The organism is Bacteroidota bacterium (assembly GCA_041658205.1).
In the GTDB taxonomy this organism is placed as follows: domain Bacteria; phylum Bacteroidota; class Ignavibacteria; order UBA10030; family UBA8401; genus UBA8401.
The window spans coordinates 1,893,160-1,915,747 of the sequence record JBBAAO010000001.1 but is presented as its reverse complement, the minus strand read 5'-3'; the positions used below and the strand labels follow the sequence as shown (position 1 = coordinate 1,915,747).

At 42.1% G+C, this 22,588-nt stretch carries 12 protein-coding genes; all 12 read left to right on the top strand.

Features of this window, described 5'->3' with window-relative positions; translation table 11 throughout:
* The first annotated feature begins 6 nt into the window (after nucleotides 1–6).
* A complete protein-coding gene (locus WDA22_07920) occupies nucleotides 7–3,804 on the top strand; it encodes a hypothetical protein (GenBank protein MFA5833387.1) in 3,798 nt (1,265 codons plus the stop codon).
* 35 nt (nucleotides 3,805–3,839) lie between these two features.
* Nucleotides 3,840–4,850 carry a PorV/PorQ family protein gene (locus WDA22_07915; protein ID MFA5833386.1) on the top strand — a complete coding sequence of 337 codons (1,011 nt, stop codon included), beginning with the start codon at nucleotides 3,840–3,842 and terminating at the stop codon, nucleotides 4,848–4,850.
* A 135-nt stretch (nucleotides 4,851–4,985) separates the two neighbouring features.
* The gene (locus tag WDA22_07910) at nucleotides 4,986–8,195 is read left to right on the top strand and encodes a T9SS type A sorting domain-containing protein (protein MFA5833385.1); all 3,210 of its coding nucleotides are present in this window, start codon (nucleotides 4,986–4,988) and stop codon (nucleotides 8,193–8,195) included.
* Between the two features lie 124 nt (nucleotides 8,196–8,319).
* Nucleotides 8,320–9,723, top strand: coding sequence for a glycoside hydrolase family 13 protein (locus WDA22_07905; GenBank protein MFA5833384.1), 1,404 nt, complete (start codon nucleotides 8,320–8,322; stop codon nucleotides 9,721–9,723).
* Nucleotides 9,724–9,816: 93 nt separating this feature from the next.
* Entirely contained in the window at nucleotides 9,817–12,807 is a 2,991-nt protein-coding gene (locus WDA22_07900) for an alpha-amylase family glycosyl hydrolase (protein MFA5833383.1), read from the top strand.
* A 48-nt stretch (nucleotides 12,808–12,855) separates the two neighbouring features.
* Nucleotides 12,856–15,432 carry a carbohydrate-binding module family 20 domain-containing protein gene (locus WDA22_07895; protein ID MFA5833382.1) on the top strand — a complete coding sequence of 859 codons (2,577 nt, stop codon included), beginning with the start codon at nucleotides 12,856–12,858 and terminating at the stop codon, nucleotides 15,430–15,432.
* Nucleotides 15,433–15,436: 4 nt separating this feature from the next.
* The gene (locus WDA22_07890; protein MFA5833381.1) at nucleotides 15,437–16,720 is read left to right on the top strand and encodes an MFS transporter; all 1,284 of its coding nucleotides are present in this window, start codon (nucleotides 15,437–15,439) and stop codon (nucleotides 16,718–16,720) included.
* Nucleotides 16,686–17,963 (top strand): extracellular solute-binding protein, encoded by a 1,278-nt coding sequence (locus tag WDA22_07885; GenBank protein MFA5833380.1) that lies wholly within the window; start codon nucleotides 16,686–16,688, stop codon nucleotides 17,961–17,963. The genes WDA22_07890 and WDA22_07885 overlap by 35 nt, the downstream gene beginning before the upstream one ends.
* Nucleotide 17,964: 1 nt before the next feature.
* Complete coding sequence (locus WDA22_07880) at nucleotides 17,965–18,861, top strand: sugar ABC transporter permease (GenBank protein MFA5833379.1); 897 nt, start codon at nucleotides 17,965–17,967, stop codon at nucleotides 18,859–18,861.
* 31 nt (nucleotides 18,862–18,892) lie between these two features.
* Complete coding sequence (locus WDA22_07875; protein ID MFA5833378.1) at nucleotides 18,893–19,735, top strand: sugar ABC transporter permease; 843 nt, start codon at nucleotides 18,893–18,895, stop codon at nucleotides 19,733–19,735.
* A gap of 57 nt (nucleotides 19,736–19,792) precedes the next feature.
* On the top strand, nucleotides 19,793–21,094 hold the full coding sequence (locus WDA22_07870; protein MFA5833377.1) for an MFS transporter: 1,302 nt from the start codon (nucleotides 19,793–19,795) through the stop codon (nucleotides 21,092–21,094).
* A gap of 76 nt (nucleotides 21,095–21,170) precedes the next feature.
* Nucleotides 21,171–22,550: a GWxTD domain-containing protein gene (locus tag WDA22_07865; GenBank protein MFA5833376.1), complete on the top strand. Its 1,380-nt coding sequence runs from the start codon at nucleotides 21,171–21,173 to the stop codon at nucleotides 22,548–22,550.
* Nucleotides 22,551–22,588: the final 38 nt, after the last annotated feature.

Sequence of the window (22,588 nt, the reverse complement as noted above, 5' to 3'; positions counted from 1 at the left end):
TTCTCTATGAAAAAAATATTTTCTCTCATTCTTATTTTCGCGTTCCTGGTAGTGTTGGACAGAAGTTTTGCACAATCAGGATCTCAATATTACCGGTCTGCCGTCCATAATGCTAATAGAGTAAAAACAGTTTTTGGCAACTGGGGTGTAATTGGTCAACCGACTGATACACGGCCTCGCGGTTCCTGGATATTTTCCGCGAACGGTTATATCGGCGACGTGTCGCTGATTGTTGGTGCCGAAGTAAAAACTGGCGCAACGAAATTCCATTCTGTTGTGACAAGTCCCGTATCCAGACCAGCTTCAACATTTGATACTGATGATAAATCAGGCGGTGGAAAGCATTGGACATTTATGCCGGTATCCGGCTACTTCAATCCAGCCAAACAAAGCATTGCCATGAGCGACGACCAGTCGACATGGCCGACTTCTTGGCCTGATAAATTGAACGACGCGCTCGATCCGGGATGGCAGGGATCGTGGAACGGATATTTTGGAAAGCGTGCAAGCGCCAATCAAGAGAGTTATGTAGTGATGGATGATAACAACGACGTGCGATTTAATTTTGCGGCGAACAATACCGATGGTATAGCATTTAAACCAGACTCAACCAATCTTTTGCGGAACGGACTTGGACTCACGGTAAAAGTTCGCGGGTTACAGTGGAGTCAATTCCTGGCGCAAGATAATATTTTTTGGCTGTATGAAATCACCAACACCAGTACCACAAATTATGACCGCGCAACATTTGGTATGCTTGTCGGTACTTTGGTCGGTGTGACGGGAAGTCAAAATTTTAATGAGTATGACGATGACTGGTCATTTTATGATGTCAATGAAAATATTAATTACACGGGAGATTTTGACAGAAACTGTTCGCGCAATCCATTCTGGCAGGGAAGTGTTGGAATGGTTGGATATGCATTTTTAGAAAGCCCGGGCAATCCTTTTGATGGTATTGATAACGACGGCGATGTGGATAAGAAAGTGATCGGATCACCGACAGCGTTATATGTCGCAACTGATTTTGATTCGACACTGATTAATACCGGCGATAAAGTAGTACTCATTGCCAATGACTTCAGCCGACAGGTTGTGACGGTCGGATCAACGCCAATTACCTACACGACGCGTGGTGGAACGGTATCGGTAACTCCCGGAGTAACAAGACTTGCCGAAGGGAATGTTATAACAGTCTCCAATCTGCCGGTGATTAACCCTAACGCGTATGACGGTATTGATAATGATCTTGACGGTGTGATTGATGAGAATGTCTATCTTCATTATCGTCAGGTAAAGCTTTCCGACGATACGCCGCCAAAGACGTTGATCGATATTCTGCGTCCTCTCCGCCACATTGCATACAATCCTGTTTTCAACGGCGGACCATTCTCCATGATCGATGAACGACGAGATGATTTTCAGGATAATGATAAAGATTGGAATATCAATTTTGATGATGTTGGTTTGGATGGTGTTGCAAATTCTAAAGATGCCGGAGAATCAGACGGATTGCCGACATCGGGCTATATGGCCAGCGGATTTGATACCGGTTTGCCCGGTGAACCGAATATGGATAAAACTGACGTGGATGAATCTGATCAAATTGGTCTGACAGGTTTTTTCTACTTCACTCCTGCAAATAATGTTCCGCTTGGTGACGATGAACTGATGTGGGGTAATATGCAGCCCGGATTCTTCTCCGTGCCAAAATCTATCGTCAACAATAAACCGGAATACGGCCAGGATGGTGATTTCATTTATGCTTCAGGATTTTTCCCACTCATTGCCAAACGGACAGAACGCTTTTCACTTGCTTTAGTATATGGTGGTGGCATCGGCGGTTCACGAGAAGATGATATAAAGGATCTACTGAAGCATAAACAGACGGTTCAAAAGATCTATGACGCGAACTACCAATTCCCAATCGCACCGGAACCGGTGCCGACATTGACGGCGGTGGCGGGTGACGGGAATGTAAAACTGTATTGGGATCGAAGAGCGGAGAACGCAATTGATCCGGTCTTGAGGATAAAAGATTTTCAAGGATACAAGATCTATAAAGCAACTGATTTTGAGTTCAACGACGCGTTCAGTGTGACGGATGCGGAAGGAAACAGAAAAGGATATGATCCGGCATTCCAGTTTGATTTGAAAGATACGATCAGCGGATTCTACCGAGCGCCGGAAGCGATCTTCGATGATGCGGCCGGCTTTACCTATAAACTCGGATCGAACACCGGCCTGGTGCATGATACAACAGACAGCGACGTGATCAACGGCAAAACGTATTACTATGTTATTGTAGCGTATGATAACGGCGACGAAGTGACCGGAATATTCCCGTCAGAAAACGGATGGAAGATTGATATCGATCAGGCAGGAAGAATCCGAGGGACTTCGCAGAACGTAGCGATCGTTGTACCGGGAAAGAAGGTTGTAGGATATACACCTCCGGCATCGTTTGTGAAATTGCCGAAGAGTGCTTCAGTGCTTGGGAGCGGGAATATGTATTACAATGTGATTGATGAATCGAAGATCAACGGCAGCACGTATGAGATTTCATTTAATGATACGCGCGACAGCGGAAAGATCTCTCCTGTGACCACACTCTACAGTGTAAAAGACTCGGCGTATTATACCGCAACATTTACTCCTTCAAAGATCGATACGATCACTGCTCTATTGCCGAAACAGCAGATAGCCAAGGGGAGCGTTACGATCTCGCGCTTGGATGGAACGGTTGTAGATACATCCAAGTATATTATTAATTATGACCGTGGAGCGATTCGTGCAAAGGCGCGGTATGATCTTCAGCCGGATACGAACAATCTTCGGAAGTATACGATCCGCTATCAGTATTATCCGATTCATGAGAGTCCGTATATGAACGGAAGTCCATATGTGAAAGAGACGGAAGACACGGATATCTTTGATGGTATCCAGCTTGCGTTCAATAACATTTGGAATGTGGGGAAGATTGACTCGTTGTCGAAGTTCAATACGGGGTTGCGGGCATATGATTTTGATTTCTCGACCAATCAGTTCGACATTAATGTGGACGGGAAGGATGAAATCCCGACACGGTTCGCATCAGATTACGTGCTCACGTTTGGGAATACGAATATCGATTCGACATCGGGAGTGTTTGAACCGTTCATTCCGAAAATGGCCATTCCGTTCACGGTGAAAAACCTTACCACGAATAAGCGTGTGGAAGTTTTGTGGGAAGATGGTAAATTTTTCGGTCAGCTCTCTTCGGGAGATTTTTTGTATTTCTTCGAACGGAGCGATAAGGACTCATTATTCTACAGCTGGGTGATTACGTTTAAGGCAGCGGGCTGGCTACCGCCGGGGAAAGACTCTGTGTTCACATTCGGCAATGGTGATTCACTGACGATCCGTACGACGAAGCCGTTCCGGAAGGGAGATACGTTTGTGTTCTCAACGAGCAAGCCGAAAGTGCTCAAGGCAAATATTCCGGCGTCGTTATCAACGCTGAGAGTTGTTCCGAATCCGTATGTTGTTCAGGCCACGGGAGAGACACCGCCGGCAGCCGGGACGTTCGGACGAGGAGAGCGGAAGATTGAGTTCCAGAATGTTCCACAGGATGCGAAGGTGTCCATTTACACCGCGCGCGGAGAACACATTCGAACACTCTATCAGGATGGTTCCATACAAAATGGAACGATTAAATGGGATGTGAAGACGAAAGAGAATCTTGATGTTGCCTTCGGTGTTTACTTTTATGTTGTTGAATCCTCAGCCGGAACAAAGTCCGGAAAAATTGCGGTCATCAAATAGTATTTCACATACGACAATGTTTTTCGGAGTTTGATATGAAAAAAATAATAATGTTGATCCTTCTTTCACTCACTGCCGCTGTCATGAGCACGGCACAATCAAAAGTGGGCACTTCTGCCGCACCGTTTTTAGGGATTTCGGTCGGCCCTCGCGGAGTTGCACTTGGCGGAGCATATGTGGCAATTGCCAATGATGCTTCGGCACTGTATTACAATCCGGGAGCTATCTCTCAACTTGGTTATTCGCAGGTGTTGGTTTCCCACACTGCATGGCTGGTTGACACAAAATTTGATTGGGTTGGTGTTACACTCAATCTTGGTGACGGCGGTGCCATTGGAATAAATGTCACACAGTTGAATTATGGTGAAGAAACTGTCACAACAGAGTTCAATCAAGACGGCGGTGAAGAGACTTGGAATGCTTCTGATCTTGCAGTTGGATTGTCTTATGCACGAAATCTTACCGATAAGTTTTCCATCGGTGGAACCGCGAAGTTCATCCAAATGAAAATTTGGAATGAATCGGCAAGCTCGATGGCTGTTGATGTTGGATTGAAATACAAAACCGATTTCAACGGATTGATAATTGGCATGAGTATTTCCAATTTTGGCGGGGATATGAAATTGGACGGTAAAGATTTGTACAATAATTTTGATTCTAAACCGACTGAATCCGGAAATAATCCAACCATTGTTGCGCAATATAGAACTGAAGACCGGCCGCTTCCTTTATTATTCCGTGCAGGAATTTCTATTGATGCGTTCAAAAGTGATGAACTGAGATTGATTGTGGCTGCTGATGCGTTACGTCCCAGTGATAGCGCCGAAATGCTGAATGTCGGCGGCGAATTATCCTGGAGAGATATGATGTTTGTTCGTGGTGGACTGAAGTCGTTGTTTTTACCTGATCGTGAGGAATCATTTACAGCGGGTGGAGGTGCAAAATATGAGCTCACCGGTGCCAATGTCATTTCTTTTGATTTTTCGTATCAGGAATTTGGCAAATTTGGCGGAATTCAAACATTTGCAATAGGTATAACCTTTTAATTTTGACATTTTGGAACAATTTTATCAACTTTCCCAAGAAAGGAGTGAGGCAGCCCACATTTTTGCAACTCAATTCTAAGAATATTTTGTTGTACCATAATCCACTATATCCAAAACACACATAGGAGTTTCACTATGAAACAAACTCTAAAACTTTCTTTCTTGCTGGCGCTGATGCTTTTGAGCATTGCGGTTGCAGAAAAGAAAACGGAGAAGGGTGATGAAATGTCTGTCATTCCGTTTGGAAAGACACTCATATCACCGGAGCAGGTAAATGCTGCTTCATCCCCGTGGCTTCCCCGTAATCTGGAAACACCAACAAGTCAGTTCAAAGTTGCAGAATTCTTCAAAAACGGCTTTGTCTTGATTGCTGGTGCAAAAACAACTGCACCAATGTTGGGAAACTATTATGGTTTCTATTCAAAAGACAGTGGTAAAAGCTTTACGAAATTCTCGTTCCCTAATTTCCAATCAAGCGCAACATCCACAAGTCCGCGTTTTGCTGGTATTGCAACATGGGGCGATAGTGTTATGATCAATGCAGATTACGCTGGTGTTTTGATTCGTTCCACAAACTATGGCGTAAAATGGGATACCGTAAGTGCAAAATATGGTACCGGTGCATTTTATGATGGCGTAGAATTTATCAGCAAAGATACAGTTATTGCTTATGGAGATGGCGTTGATTCATCTATTTTCATTAACCGCAGCACAGATCGCGGTGCTACATGGACAAGAGTTTCACTTCCTACCAGTGCAGATATTAAGGCGTATGTTGTCGCTTCTGCAGGATCAAAGAGCATTGCTACTCTTGGAAATACAATCTGGTTGGGTGTATATGTAACAAGTTCAGCTCCGGTTTCAGCCGCTGGTGTTTTAAAATCCACCGATGCTGGTTTAACATGGACGTTGACCAAAGTTACAAACCTTCTTGCAAAGAACAGATATTCATTAGCCAACATGTCATTTAAAGATGCTAATGTCGGTTATGCTATTGGCGTTACTCTTGGTTACATCAACACATTGCATAAAACAACCGATGGCGGTGCAACATGGAGCGATTCAATTAATGTCGCAGCAGCACCAATTAGCTCGCCATTATTACAACAGGTTGCACAAGTACAGGCACTTGCTGGAACAAGCACAGTGTTAGTTTCCGGTTTTGATGGAACTGGTCCGGCTATGTGGAAATCAACCGATGATGGTGCAACATGGACAAAAATTGTAACACCATTAAATGGTGGTGCTGCAGCAAGTCTTGGACAGATTGCATTTATTTCTGAAAATACTGGATTTGGCGCAGGTGTACGTATTGCGTATGAATATAGTCCTTCCGTTGAAGTAACATTTATCGTCAACACATCCACAGTTCCAGATACATTAAAAGGTACCTCCACGGTGCAAATGCGCGGTGATGGTGGTGCTTCCGGTGGATTACTTGATTGGAGCGGTAAATCTTCAGTTCGCTTTACAAATATTGGTGGAGATTACTGGAGAGCAAAAGTTCGCTTTGCTTCAGGAAAAGACTTCCCCTACAAAATCTATACCCATGCACAACCGAATGTTAATGAAACTCATGCTGGTAAAGATAATGGCTGGGAAAATAATATCACCACCAATGGCAATGGTAACCGCCGTATGGTTGTTGGAGCTAGCGATACGACAATTGCAGTTCAATTTGTCAACGGTTCATCGGCAGAACAACCGCAATACTGGCGTCCATATGTTGAATCGGATTCATTGGAAGTAACTTTCCGTATCAACATGGCTAACCAGGAAGATTTTAATCCATTAAGCATGAAAGTTGGAGTGAATGGTAGCTTCCAGGGATGGGGCACACCTTCTTCATTTGTTCTGAAACAAGAAACAAATCATGGTAACGGCGGTTCAGTTGCTTACCTTGGTCCAAACTTCTGGTCAGGAACATTTAAACTTCCTTTAAAGAAAGCAAACTTAGATACACTTTCTGCACCGATTAAATACGAATATAAATTCGTTCAGTTTAACAATGCCACGCCAACCACATACAAATGGGAAAACGTTGCAAACCGTTCCTTCGAAATTAAAAAGGGAAGTGCTGATACGACAATATATTGGGTATGGTGGGAAAATGTTGGTGTAAAACCACCAGCAGGTAATGACACCGCAATGGCAACATTCCGTGTTGATATGTCCAATGCAATTGCAACAAATGGATACACAACCGGTGATACAGTTCAAGTACGTTACGGTTTTGCTAATTCAGCAACAGTTGTTGGTGTAAGAAATCTTGCAAAACAAGGTTTAACCAATATCTATGCAGCAACAGATTCCAACATTACTGGCGTTAAAGTTGATGCAACCGGTACCAAACCGTTGGTGTATCAATATTACATCGTTAAGAATGGTCAAGATTTCAGAGAATCCTACTATAACTTCAGTTTCACTGGACAGGACCAAACATTAGCAGAACGTCGTATGTTACCGCTAACAAGTAAAAAGTCCACCGGTGTTCTTAATGCCGGACTTGATACTTCGAAAAATCAAACTAAAGCAAACCGATGGCCGTTCTTCCGCAACACACGTAAACTTACGAAGAATGTTGCGGTTACATTTACCCTTAATCTTGCACCTGCTTATTGGCAAGTTGCAAAGGGTGATACCTTGTTTGGAATTCAGAACACTGTTAATGTGACGAACAAAGATAGCGTTTACAAATGGGGTGTTGCAATCAATGGACCGGCATCAGGCGGATGGGGCGCATGGGGTAATTCATTAATCGCAGATCCCAAAAAAGTGATGTTTGATGACGGTACAAACGGTGATGCAGTTGCTGGTGACCATATCTATACCAAAGTGATCAATTACTACAAAGATTCCGTGAATAACGTTGTCGGTCAGGAATTTAAATTTGGTATTAAAGGTGGTGACAATGAAGGCGGAAAGGGTGGATTCGGTAACAATCATATCGAAAACATCAATGACGCAGCAGCAACAGCCACAATTGCCAATCAGTTTGGTAGCATTAATCCTTTGTATTATAACCAATGGGATTATGCAAACGGCGTGAAGAGCGTGAAACAAATTGACGGTGTAACACCGACACAATTTGAACTTTCACAGAACTATCCGAACCCGTTCAATCCTTCAACCGTGATTAACTATTCCATTCCTGTGAATGGTTTGGTATCATTGAAGGTGTACAATGTTCTCGGTCAGCAAGTTGCTACACTCGTCAATGAAGTTCAAACCGTTGGAAGCTACAAAGCGACATTCAACGCAACTTCATTATCAAGCGGCGTGTACTTCTATAAGATCGAAGCTGGTTCCTTCACATCGGTGAAGAAAATGATGTTCTTGAAGTAATCTTTGGTTGAAATGAAGTATGGATGAATAATCCATATCAATAACATCAAAGATCGTTATTCAAAAAGGCAGGGTGAGTAATTGCCCTGCCTTTTCTATATCTCTGAATTTGTCTCTTTGTCTTATGCAAAACAAAATTGTGATTGTCCCAGACTGGGTGAAAGACAGCATCTTTTACCAGATTTTTCCCGAACGATTTGAAAATGGTGATTTAACCAATGATCCACCGCATACCGAACCGTGGGGAAAACCGCCGAAAGGGAATAATTATTTCGGAGGTGATCTTCAAGGGATTATCAATCGTCTCGGACATTTAAAACGCCTTGGCGTGAATGCAATCTATCTAAACCCTCTCTTCGCTGCAGATTCAAATCATAAATATAATACTACCGATTACTCAATCATCGATCCCGCCTTCGGCACCAACGCATTGTTTGACCAATTTATTCTTCTTTGCCGCAAAAATGATATTAAGGTGGTTATCGATGGAGTGTTTAATCATGTCGGGACGGAACATTTTGCTTTCAAGGGTGTGAAAGAAAAGGGAAAAGATTCCAAATATGCATCCTGGTTTAATATCTATTCTTATCCGGTTGCAGCTGCAAAAAATCCAAATTATGAATGCTGGTGGGGACATGGGTCGCTTCCGAAATTGATGGTGCAAAATCCGGAGGTGAAACAATATCTTTTCGGAGTAATTGACTATTGGACAGATCGGGTGGATGGTTGGAGGCTTGATGTTCCCAACGAAATGCCGCACGAATTCTGGAAGGAATTTCGCTTGAGAGTAAAATCCCGAAATTCCGGCTGTTATATTACCGGAGAAATATGGGATGATGCAACGCCCTGGCTTCAGGGGGACGAATTTGATGCGGTCATGAATTACCGTTTTCGATCTGCCTGTTTGGATTATTATGCCACGGATACTATCAAGACGGATGAATTTGATAAACAGTTGGAAACAATACGAACTGCTCATCATCGATTCAATACGCTCGCCATGATGAATTTATTGGGAAGTCATGATACGGAACGGTACTTAACCCTCTGTCAAAGTGAATTTTGGAGAATGAAGCTCTCCATTATTTTGCAAATGACCTATATCGGTGCGCCAATGGTCTATTATGGTGATGAAATTGGAATGGAAGGAGGGAAAGATCCGGATTGCCGTCGTACTATGATTTGGGAAGAGAAAAAATGGGATCATGAATTATTCGCATTATATCAACAATTGATTTCCATTCGAAAGAAATCAATTGCTTTAAGGCGTGGACATTTCAAGACACTTGCTGCGGATAATCATAGCAGGGTGTTTGCCTTTGAACGACGGTTGAATGCACATTTTGCTTACGTTGCCATAAACCGGCGCGATAAAATTATGAGTGTTGAATTGACTGTGAATCCTCAAATACATGAGTTGCACGATGAATTTACCGGGGGAAAATATAAACCGATTGACGGGAATATTTCTATCGATATACCCCCGCGATCCGCAAGAATATTTTTGAACACGATTGAAGAAGATTAACAAACGATCGCTGCTGATGAAGTTTTGGTTTTATAAAGTAGTTTGATTTCAGTAAAGATGTCGGGACCAGGAATATTTAATGAAGGGAAAAAGATGAAAAAAATAGTTTTAATTATTTGCACGGTAACATTTTTGTCGCAAGCACAAGACAGTGTTGATGTAACATTTCGGTATAATGCTCCAGCAAGTCCAACAATTTACTTGGTCGGTGAATTTAACGGATGGAATAATAGTGTGATGCCGATGGATAATACATCCGGCACTGTATGGGAAAGAACTGTACGTCTTCCGGTGGGTGGAAATCCTAATCCACCTGTCAACGGAGTTCCCGGTGCGTGGCAGTACAAATTCTATTATGCTGGGGTTGGTCAATGGCCTAATGATCCGTTGAACCACCATGAGAATCCGAATGATAATGCGAATACGTATCTGTACATTAAAAATCCGACAATTTATCATCTACTCCCTAATCAACGGCAATCTGTAGTGAATACCGGAACTCCGATCATCAATGCTTATCTCTTCCCAAAAGTTGGCGCATCTATTGATACTTCTTCCATCACAGTAACAATTGATGGTATTGCGTATAAGCAAATTGGGAAGAACTATGATGCCGTAACAAAAAAGTTTTCTTTTCTTTTGCCGAATTCGCTTTCAAACGGCAAGCATAATGTGAAATTGGAGGTTGCATCTTCGGCTGGGACAACAAACGCTGACTCAGTCTACTTTACAACTCAAGCAGGATTTATTCAGATTACATCTCAAGGCGGATACCCGACAAGAAATTCAATGCGAACGATGCGCGGGCTGGTGCAAAATAATGCAGTAACCTTGGCGAAGATTGTTCGCAATTCAACAGATACGACGGTTGTAACAGTTACCAACGGTTCATTTTCTGCATCAGATACACTTACGGAAGGTCTTAATATATTTAAGGCAGTTGTCGATACAAACGGGACTCTTGTTGCCTCCGATCCGGTGACTTACACATATATTGTTAATCACTCTCCATTTGCCAGAGCATCTGCTGCTTTTACCTCGGGAGATCAAATTTCTTTAACAGCTTCGGGTAGTACTCATCCGGACGGAAAGTCCATGACATACAAATGGCTGGACGATCCAAAGACTCCTTTAGGACTGAATAGTAAATCCGGATTGACTGTGGCAGTAACCACACCGACGAAACCGGGTGAATATTATTTTTCGATAATTGCATCAGACAGCGTCGGCGGTGTTGATACAGCTCGATGCTATTTTATCATCAAAAAAGATGGATCGTATGAGAATCCGACCACAACAAGTAATCCTCAATGGGCAAAACAGGCACGTGTGTATTTCTTGTTTCCGAAATCATTTACAGCTCAAGGAACCATCCCTGCTTCTACCCAACGGCTGCAGTATGTTAAGGATATGGGATTTAATGTTATTTGGATGATGCCGGTGATGAAGAATGCATATCCAATCGATCAAAATTATGGACCGGGTTATAATATTACAGACTTTTATAATGTTGCACCAGAATATGGTTCAAATCAAGACTTCAAAGATTTTGTTACGCAAGCCCATGCGCTCGGAATAAGAGTAATTTTAGATGTTACACCAAATCATACATCACGATTCCATCCATGGTCACAAGATGCCCATCTCTTCAAACAGGATTCCCGTTACTGGAGTTGGTATGAACACACTACTATTCCTCACAACACGAACGGATTGGGTCAGACATTCGATGCAGATGGATTTAATTATTACAGCGCGTTCAGCGATCAACTATTGAATTATAACTGGACAGACATCGACGCACGGACAGAAATGATTAACGTGTATAAATATTGGATCAAAGAGTTCGGTCTTGATGGATATCGATTTGATGTATTTTGGGGGCCGCACCGTCGTTATGGTGAAGTTAACATGGGTAAACCAATGCGCGATGCGTTGAAACACATTAAACCTGATATTTTACTTCTCGCGGAAGATGATGGTACGGGTTCAGGTACGGAAGCGATTTATGCAGATCAAGGTGGCGGCGTGGATGCAGCGTATGATTTTAAATCATACTTTAATCAAATACGCGGTTTTAGTTTCAGTACGCTAGCAGTGGATAATCTTCACAACGAATTAAATAACGGTGGATATTTCCCCGGCCCAAATGCGTTATATATGCGGTTTATGGAGTCGCAGGATGAAGACCGAATCACTCATAACTATTCTGCCAATTATCTTTATGACACCGTAACAACTTTAAACAGAACAAAGCCGATTGCATCAGTCATTTTTTCTGTGCCTGGTTTTCCCATGATCTGGAATGGACAGGAAATTGGTTATGGGTATGGTATCGGTGGAGCAAAGGAAAAAAGGACTCGTACCACTATTAATTGGAATTTCCCAGGACAATTTCTTCAAAAGCATTATCAACGCCTCGCATGGATCCGCGGAGCATTTCCGGCATTTTCAACGCAATCATTCTCCCGTATCGGGACGAATGACGGCGCTGTGTACGGAATCCTCCGCCAATATCAGGATGAGAATGTGATTACATTGGCTAACGTTGCCGAACAACAGCGGAACGTTACCTTAAATCTTTCCATTACCGGTACGCCTAATCTATTATTTACTAATCCAACAGATGGAAAAACGTATTATGTGAATGATGTTTATAATGATACAACCCATCAGATTACATTCTCAAACGGCAGCGCGAATTTTTCTATGAGCATTCCTCCATACGGAACTGCTGTATTAGTTATTTCTGATTCTGTTAAAAAAATAACTGTTCCCGTTGTGACTGCTGTTACACAACGGCCCGAATCTACCGTTCCAGGTACTTATGCAATGTCACGGAATTACCCAAATCCATTTAATCCTTCAACAACAATTGCTTACCAACTTCCTGTGAATGGCGAAGTTTCGTTGAAGATTTACGATATGCTTGGCAGGGAAGTGGCTTCTTTGGTGAACGATATACAGTCTGCAGGTGTATATACCACGACGTTTGATGGGAAGAATCTTGCATCCGGAATGTATTTCTATACGTTGAAAGCAGGGAATTATACCATAACGAAAAAAATGATGTTGGTGAAATAACAATCATCGCTCCACATCATCGTACGATGTTCAGCAAATAATTATGATATGAATAAAATTATCGCACTATTTTTTTTACTCTCAACAATCCTATGCTCGCAACCGCGAATTGTTGAGAGTGGAGTTTTATTCACATATTCTAAACCGGCAAAGAGTGTTTCGGTGTGTGGTGATTTTAACAGCTGGACACGCGATGCAAACCCGATGAAACAAGACTCTGCTGGTGTGTTTAGTATAGTCGTTGCCATGAAACCGGGAATCTATCAATACAAACTATATGTTGATAGCACATGGACTCTTGATGACTCCAATCCCGGAACTATCGAGAATTACAATAACAGCAGCAAAAATTCTGTTTTTACTCTCACAGAAAATAACGAAATTGCCTACCACGGTTATCAACCAACAGCTCAAGGAATTATGAACGATACATATCCCAAAAGCGGCGGCACACTTTATGTCAATTTAATCTGGCATCAGCATCAACCGCTCTATCTTGATCCTGCAACAGATCAATTACAGGGTCCATGGGTTCGGACTCATGCCACGAAAGATTATTTTGATATGGCATCGATTCTCGAACATTATCCGAACATCCATTACAATGTCAATCTTACATCGTCAATGTTGTTTCAATTGCAGAAATATTATGTTGATCGATTGAAACCATTTGTTGATGTGAAAAAAAATAAGATTGATGCTAAAAAATTCTTCGCTCACTGGAAAGGAAAGACAGATCCTTGGATCGATCTTGCTTTAAAGCCAACGAAGGATTTTACAAATGACGATTTGCAGTACTTATTATATAACACATGGAATGCATTTGGAATCAGTGAAGTACAAATATCCCGTTTTCCGGCTTATTCTACGTTGAAAGAGCGAAATGCTAAGAAAGAGAGCTTCATTGAGCAAGAACTTCGCGATATTAAATTCTGGTTTTACCTTGCACACTTCGATCCGGATTTTCTCGAAAAAAAGATGTGGCTTCCCGATGGCACAATCATTGATCTGACCGATTTGGTAACGCGACACTCCGATGGCACCTATCATCTCCTCAAAGAAATTACCGAAGAAGATTGTAATAGAATCATTGTTGAAACATATAAAGTGTGTGCGAATGTTATCCCGATCCATAAAAAATTGATGTATAACCACAAATCGCATCAAGGACAGATCGAAGTAGCAACCACACCATTTTTCCATCCGATTCTTCCGTTGATCTTTGATTCAGATTTGGGAAGAATCTGCCAGCCAAACGATGCTATGCCGAATCGATTCAGCTATCCTCAGGATGCCGATGCCCAAGTCGGTATGGCTGTCGATTTCTATACAAAGACATTCGGTCAACCACCTCTCGGTATGTGGCCCGGAGAAGGTTCTGTTGCTCACGAGGTCGTTCCGATCTTCAAGAAAAATGGGATTCAATGGATTGCGACGGATGAAAAAATTCTTGCTCGTTCAAAACCGCACGATCAGCCAAAATATTATCCGTATGAAGTAGATTCCAGTGATGTTGCAGTCGTATTCCGCGAGACAGAACTTTCCGATAAGATTGGGTTTACGTATCAAAATTTTGTGGGTGAAGACGCTGCTGACGATTTTATTAAATCAATTCTCCGGTATGCGCCGACAGAAGGGGTGCCTGATCGACTGCTGACTGTTATTCTGGACGGAGAAAACGCCTGGGAATGGTACCGTCGGGACAACGATGCGAAAGATTTTCTCCATGCGTTGTATCGAAAATTATCAAAGCTTCATAAAACGAAACAAGTCGTAACCGTAACAATGTCTGAATACATTCACGGAAATCCGAAGAGAGATATTTCAGCTCATCCTGTTGAATCTATGCGAAAACTGGATTGGTTGTTTCCCGGTTCGTGGATCAATGCAAATTATGATACGTGGATTGGTGAAGAAGAAGAAAACCGTGCGTGGAATTATTTATTGACAGCCCGTCAGGATCTGGAACATTCCGGATTGAAACAACCGAAACCGACCGATCCTGAACCAAAGGCAAATACAAAAAAATGGTTTGCGTATAAAACTTGGGAAGCGATGTACGCGGCAGAAGGTTCCGATTGGTTCTGGTGGTACGGCACTGATCAAAATGCGCCCGCCGGTGACAAACCATTTGATATAGCCTTTATTACACATTTAAGAAATCTTTACACATTTGGTGAAAAAGCGGGAGGAAAATTCCCGAAGCGTGAGTTTAATCCGATTATTTCAGAGCACGTACAGTTGACAACGAAAGTTGCCGGTGGAACGATGGCGCAAAGTAAAAAGGATTCTGTCACCGTTATTTTCCATTGTGATGCCAGGAAGATCTTCGTCCGACGAGGAATCTATATTGTTGGAAACCATGAGTTGATCGGAAACTGGAAACCGAATGAAGTACGAATGTATGATGATAAGACTGAAGGAGACGAGATCGCTAATGATTCGATCTATACATTGATCGTTCAGATTCCGGCTGGAGTTGAACTCGAATACAAATATACGAACAGCGGTCCGCACGGTGTGTGGGAAGGCGAGGAATTTCCTCAGGCGAATAGAAAAATAACGATTGACGGTTCACAAAGCAGGGTAGTAATTACCGATGTTTTTGGTGAAAGAAAGAACTAGCCGTATGCTTGATATTCAGAAACGCATCAGCAATACCTTCTATGCCATTATCAGTTTACCTTCCACAGCCATGGGATTTGCGCTGTCGATACAGATCTCTGCACTCAGTTGGCTGTTGACAACCAAATATAATCTTGATATCCACGAAGTCGGAATTGTTTGGGCTGCTGGACCTCTGGCCGGAATATTTGGACAGGTAATTGTTGGATTGATTAGTGATAAAGTATGGTTTTGGGGTGGACGGAGAAGACCGTTTATCCTTATCGGGGGAACGCTTGCCTCACTTATGCTTCTAGCGCTCCCCAATATTGACGTGATCAGCAATATGCTTGGAATCGCAAATCTGCTTGTTGTTGCTGTGATTGTAGCTCTCACGCTTGATCTTTCCATCAACATCAGTTTTAATCCTACCCGCTCAATTATCGCCGATGTTACACCTGAAGGAAATCCTCGCACAAAAGGATATACATGGATGCAAACCATTTCAGGATTTTTCGGAGTTCTGGCGTATGTTATCGGTGCAACATTAGGAAATTATTCTTTGATCAATGTCGGTGTGGTTTTGGTGTTCCTTTTCTCTGTTGTACCGATGTTCTTTGTGACCGAAGCAAAAGAACTTATTGTAGAAACGTCTACAGAACAAACACAAAAGACTGTGACTGAATGGGGTCAATTGTGGAGAATTTACATTGCGCATGGATTCTCGTGGATTGGCGTACAGACAATGTTTGTCTTCATCATCGCATTCATTCAGCAAAAAATGATGACAGGTATTGAACCGTCCGATGCAACAGCATTGTCAGGACAGATTATTGCCATTTCGTTTGCCGTGCTCAATACCGTCGGATTTATTCTCCCTGCATTCGTTCTTGAACCGATTGCAGAAAAAATCGGCAGGGTTCGAGTGCACATGCTTGCTGTTGCGATTATGTCTCTTGGATACTTTGGAATCGTTGCGTTTGCAAGCACAGCTATGTCCATGTACTTGTTTATGGCTATCTGCGGAATCGGGTGGGCGTCCATCGTCAGTTTACCGTTTGCGATCATGTCCGAAAAAGTTGATAAGAGCAGGATGGGTTTTTTCATGGGAATATTTAATCTCTCTGTTGTATTGCCGCAATTATTAGTCAGTCTTCTTGTCGGTAAATTTATCCTCGATGCTGAAAATAAGAACATCATTTTTATCATCAGTGGAATTTCATTGGCTCTGTCCGCGCTTTTTTGGTTGTTGGTCAAGGAACAACGGGGAGCGGATGGGGCGCCGAAGTCATTTACCTCCTCGCATTAATATGATGAATGATTGGAAGAATATACTTACCATCGCTGCACTCTGTATAGTAGTTATTTCAGGATGCGGGAGGAAGGATGATGGAAGAGTCCGCATTACAATTTGGCATCAGGATCGACCGGATGTTCGTGATGTGCTTCAGAAACAACTGAACCGCTTTATGGAACTGCATCCCGAAGTGAAAGTTGAACAGTTGTTTAAAGAAACAGAAGAGTTGCGCTCCGGATTTATTATCGCCGCTATAGCAGGGCAGGGACCAGAAATTGTTTACGGTCCATCTGACCAAGTCGGTCCTTTCCAAGTGATGGACATTATTCTTCCTCTTGATTCTCTTTTCGATCAACAGTTCTTCGATCAATTCGACCCTAAGGGATTGACATACTACAAAGGACACTTATATAAAATTTCTGACAAAATAGGCAATCACCTTACGTTGGTCTATAATAAAAAATTTATTTCAACTCCACCGAAAACAGAGAAAGAACTGATCGACATTGGAAAAGCATTGACCAAGGATACTAACGGAGATGGAAAGATAGATCAATACGGATTAGGGTGGAATTACACCGAGCCATTCTTTTTTATTCCTTTTATGATGGGATTTGGCGGTTGGATTATGGATGAAAATGATCAACCGACACTGAATACGATGGGAACGGTGAATGGATTAAAGTTCATCCGAGATCTTCGGGATAAACACAAAATTATTCCTAATGAAGCAGATTACAATATCGCCGATGCGTTGTTCAAAGATGGTCACTCCGCAATGATTATTAACGGAGATTGGTCTTGGGCCGGATATCAAAAGGCAGGATTGGATATTGGTGTGGCACCGCTTCCGCTGATAACGTCAACCGGAATTTGGTCTGGCACAATGGTCTCGCCGAAAGGATTTTCAATCAATGCCAACATCACCGCTGAAAAGAAAAAATGGGTGATAGAATTGATTAGATACCTTACCTCGGAGGAAAATCAAATGGAAGCGACCAAAACACTCTTTACAATGCCGACGAATAAAAATGTCATCAAAAGTGAATTTGTGCAATCGAATGAAATTCTCCGCAATTCTCAGATTCAAATTGATCACGGAAATCCTATGCCGGTTGTGCCGGAATTGCGGGCAATTTGGGATGCGATGCGGCCGAGTTATCAAGCAGTGTTAGCCGGCTCGAAAACACCGGAACAAGCTGCTACCGATATGCAAATGCAAGCTGTTCAACGAATTAAGGAGATGAACGAATAACATGAATCAATCTCTTCGTCAAAAGGTATTTGTCTTCTTCCTTGTTGCTCCTGCTCTTGTTATTCTTCTTGGTGTTGTTGTCTATCCGTTCGTCTATAATGTTATCATCTCCCTTTCGAACATGAACTTGCGGCACATCCGTGATTGGGAAATTGTCGGATTCAGAAATTATACAAAAGTGTTTACTGAACCTTCGCAGCCCGATTTTTATGTCATCTTCATTAAGACGGTGATATGGACAGTTGTTAATCTATTTTTCCATGTGGTAGTTGGAGTGTTTTTAGCATTGGTATTGAATCAAAAAGAGATTCGCGGAAAAGGACTCTTCAGAACAATTTTGGTTCTCCCATGGGCAGTTCCTCAGCTGATTGTTGCATTAACGTGGCGGGGAATGTTCAATTATGAATATGGAAGCATCAACCAATTGCTCGGGAAAATTGGTCTACCAGCAGTTGAATGGCTCAGGAGTCCGACAGAGGCATTCATGGCCGCCATTATTACAAATGTCTGGCTCGGCTTTCCGTTTATGATGGTGATCGCCCTCGGCGCTCTGCAAAGTATTCCTCACGATCTGTACGAAGCTGCGGATATTGATGGCGCATCATGGTATCATAAGTTGAAGACTATTACAATTCCATTGATCAAACCAGTGATGGTTCCGGCGATCACATTGGGTACTATTTGGACATTTAATAATTTGAATATTATCTGGTTGGTCAGTAATGCCGGCGAACCTTCGGACAGCACGCACATTTTAGTCTCATTTGTGTATAAGGCGGCATTTAACTTTTATCGGTATGGATACGGCGCGGCTCTTTCCATGATCATCTTTTTTATCCTTCTTATTTTTAGTGTGGTGTTTATGAGAAAAACGAAGGTAACGGAAGCGGTATATTGATTTCAATATCTAAAAAACTCGGGAAATATTTATGAATAAATCGAATACCAAAAAAATGATCCGTGTTTCTTCGTCGTACGTCATTTTGGTAATTTTTTGTATTATTTCCATCTATCCGGTTTCCCAAGTGTTAACGGTTTCGCTACGTCCGTCGGATCGATTATTGTCTACCTCCCTTGAGATTATCCCCGATAATGCTACCATTGATAATTACATCAATCTTTTTGTGAAGACCGATTTTTTGTATTGGATGTGGAACAGTCTTTTGATCACATCATCGGTGACACTGACGGGTGTTATTCTTGCAGCAACCGCAGGGTATGGTTTTTCGCGGTATAAATTCATCGGGAAAAAAGCGGCGATGCAGAGTATGCTTGTTACTCAGATGTTTCCAGCCACAATGTTATTGCTACCGATGTATATTATGCTGGTCAATCTCGGACTCATCAATAGTTATTTGGGAATCATGATTATGTATTCGGCAACGGCATTACCATTTTGTGTTTGGCAAATGAAAGGTTACTACGATACAATTCCCTCAAGTCTTGAGGAAGCGGGGAGGATCGATGGATGCAGCCAATCACAAACATTTTACATGATCGTTCTCCCTCTGGCAGCACCGGCTTTGGTGATTACAGCACTATTTTCATTTATGTCTTCGTGGACGGAGTATGTTGTGGCCGCTCAAATTCTTCAGGACACGAATATGTGGACACTTCCCATCGGATTAAAATCGTTCGAATCGAATATGAGCACTGAATGGGGATTATACGGCGCAGCATCCATGCTCGTTACTGTTCCGGTAGTTGTACTTTTCTTAGCACTGAGTAAATATCTTGTTTCAGGTCTCACGCTCGGAAGCGTGAAAGGGTAACAACAACACTGACACGTTTATTTCATTCCATCATGCAACACTATCTTGAGTAGTACTATGGAAAAACCCCGCTTAAATTTTTGGCAAATCTGGAACATGAGCTTCGGATTCCTCGGTATTCAATTTGGCTTCGCTCTTCAAAATGCCAACGTAAGTCGTATTTTTGAAACGCTTGGCGCAAGTATTGACAATATTCCGATTCTGTGGATCGCTGCTCCAACTACTGGTTTAATTGTACAGCCGATTATTGGATATTTAAGCGACAGGACATGGGGGAGATTAGGAAGAAGGCGTCCGTATTTTCTTATCGGAGCTATTCTCGCCACGGCTGCACTATTTGTAATGCCAAATTCTCCAGCGTTATGGTTTGCCGCTTTTATGCTTTGGGTGATGGATGCATCGATCAATATTTCCATGGAACCGTTTCGAGCATTAGTTGCCGATATGCTTCCCTCGGAGCAACGAACAACAGGATTTGCAGTACAAAGTTTTTTTATTGGAATTGGTGCTATTATCGCATCGGCACTTCCCTATATTTTTACAAACTGGTTCGGCATCAGCAACAGTGCGCCGAGTGGTGAAATTCCACCATCGGTTGTGTATTCGTTCTATGCGGGAGGAGTGGCATTTATCAGTGCAGTCAGCTGGACGGTATTTCGTACCAAAGAATATCCGCCGCACGATTTGGAATTATTTGAACGAGAAAAAAATGAAAGTAAAGGATTTGCTGCAGGGGTGAAGGATATCATGGTCAGTTTCAAAGAGATGCCGAAAACCATGAAGCAGCTGGCTGTTGTTCAATTTTTTTCCTGGTTTGCACTTTTTTGTATGTGGATTTACACAACGAGTGCCGTAACAAGTCACATCTATAAAACCAGCGATCCTACATCTCCATTATATAATCAAGGTGCTGATTGGGTCGGTGTTTTATTTGCGGCATATAATGGATTTGCCGCTATAGCCGCATTTGTGCTACCGGTGATTGCCAGGAAGACAAGCAGACGCGCGGTACACATGATCTCATTAGTCATCGGTGGAATCAGTTTAGCGTCATTTTACATTATTTCCGACCCGCAGATATTATTAATTTCAATGGTTGGGATTGGTTTGGCATGGGCGAGTATCCTTTCTATGCCGTATGCAATTCTTGCCGGCGCACTTCCTCCTAAAAAAATGGGAGTGTATATGGGAATTTTTAATTTCTTCATTGTTATCCCACAGATTGCAGCTGCCGGAGTTCTTGGATATATTATGCACACATTTCTTCAAAACGAAGCTATCAATGCCCTTCTGCTGGGAGGTTGTTCCATGATCCTCTCTGGAATACTGTCGATGTTTGTTGAAGATAAAGATGAATGATTCTGTGTGATACAATGTGTATATTGACAAAAGTTTATTGTTATATATTATTGTCAGACTATTTACGAGAGATTGTATGAAAGTTATTGCCAAAGTATCGTTTGTGTTCATGCTTGCATGTTCCTTATATGCGCAACAGCGTCCTGAATTTAAGTTGCAGTATGATATTGCACGATTTCGCGGCGATGATGAACATGTATATGTTGAAGTATATTATGGATTTGATGTCTCGCTATTAACGTACGTAAGAAAAACTACGGATCTGCAAAGTGAAGTAATTGCGAGTGTCATTTTCAAACGGTCGGCGGATGATTCTATCGTTGCGCGTCAAGCATGGAGAGTACCATTTAGTGTTACGGATACGACGATGCTTCAAAATTCGCGAATGTACAATGACATTTTTGGATTCTATCTCCCTCCGGATGTCTATCGCGCTTATATTGTCGTGAAAGATGTAAACAATAATGCTATCAGCGATAGTCTTTCGGTATTATTGGATGTGAAATTGACGAGTACGGAAACAATTGCCTTAAGCGATGTTGAACTCGCAGCATCAATCAATCAGATCGAGCGGGATTCCACCAATCGATTTTATAAAAATACATTTGAGGTGAAACCGAATCCATCAAGAATGTTTGGTATTCAGCAGCCCGTTCTTTTCTACTACATCGAAGCATATAATCTTAAGAAAAACATTTCCGATTATTATTATACCAAAGCGATCATTTCCAATGCGATTGGTAAAGAAGTAATCAATCATGAAAAACCAAAACGACGAGTCAACGATTCAAATGTGGAAGTGGGTATGATGAAAGTGAATTCTCTTCGGACTGGAGTGTATACGTTCCACTATGTCATCACAGATTCCATTGATTTGAAGCAGTATTCCACATCAAAGAAATTTTTTGTCTATAATCCCACTCTCCCGAACGACACCACACTCAATACGGTTTCCAGTAATGTTGATGCGTCGGAATTTGCAACTATGAGTGAACAGGAGATCGATAAAGAATTTGAACAGTCGAGGTATATTGCTACGAAGAGCGAAATTGAACAATATAAACGATATAACACGGTTATAGCAAAGCGAAAAGCGTTGTTCGATTTTTGGACTAACCGAGATGATGATAGAGCAACACCGGAAAACGAACAGCGGCAAGAATATTTTAAACGCGTAACATTTGCGAATGGGCATTATAAGACAGGATTTCGCGAAGGATGGAAGACCGACAGAGGTAGGGTGTATATTATTTATGGTGCCCCTGACGATGTTGAACGGCATGCAAATGAATTGGATAAAAAACCGTACGAGATTTGGACATACAACTCCATTCAAGGGGGTGTATCGTTTATTTTTGGAGATCGAACAGGATTTTCAGATTATATTCTGCTCCATTCCACCCATCGTAGTGAATTACACGATGAGAATTGGCAGCGACAACTTCAGGCAAATTAGTTGCATCAAAATTGAAGATTTGGTATTTTAGGAGAGAA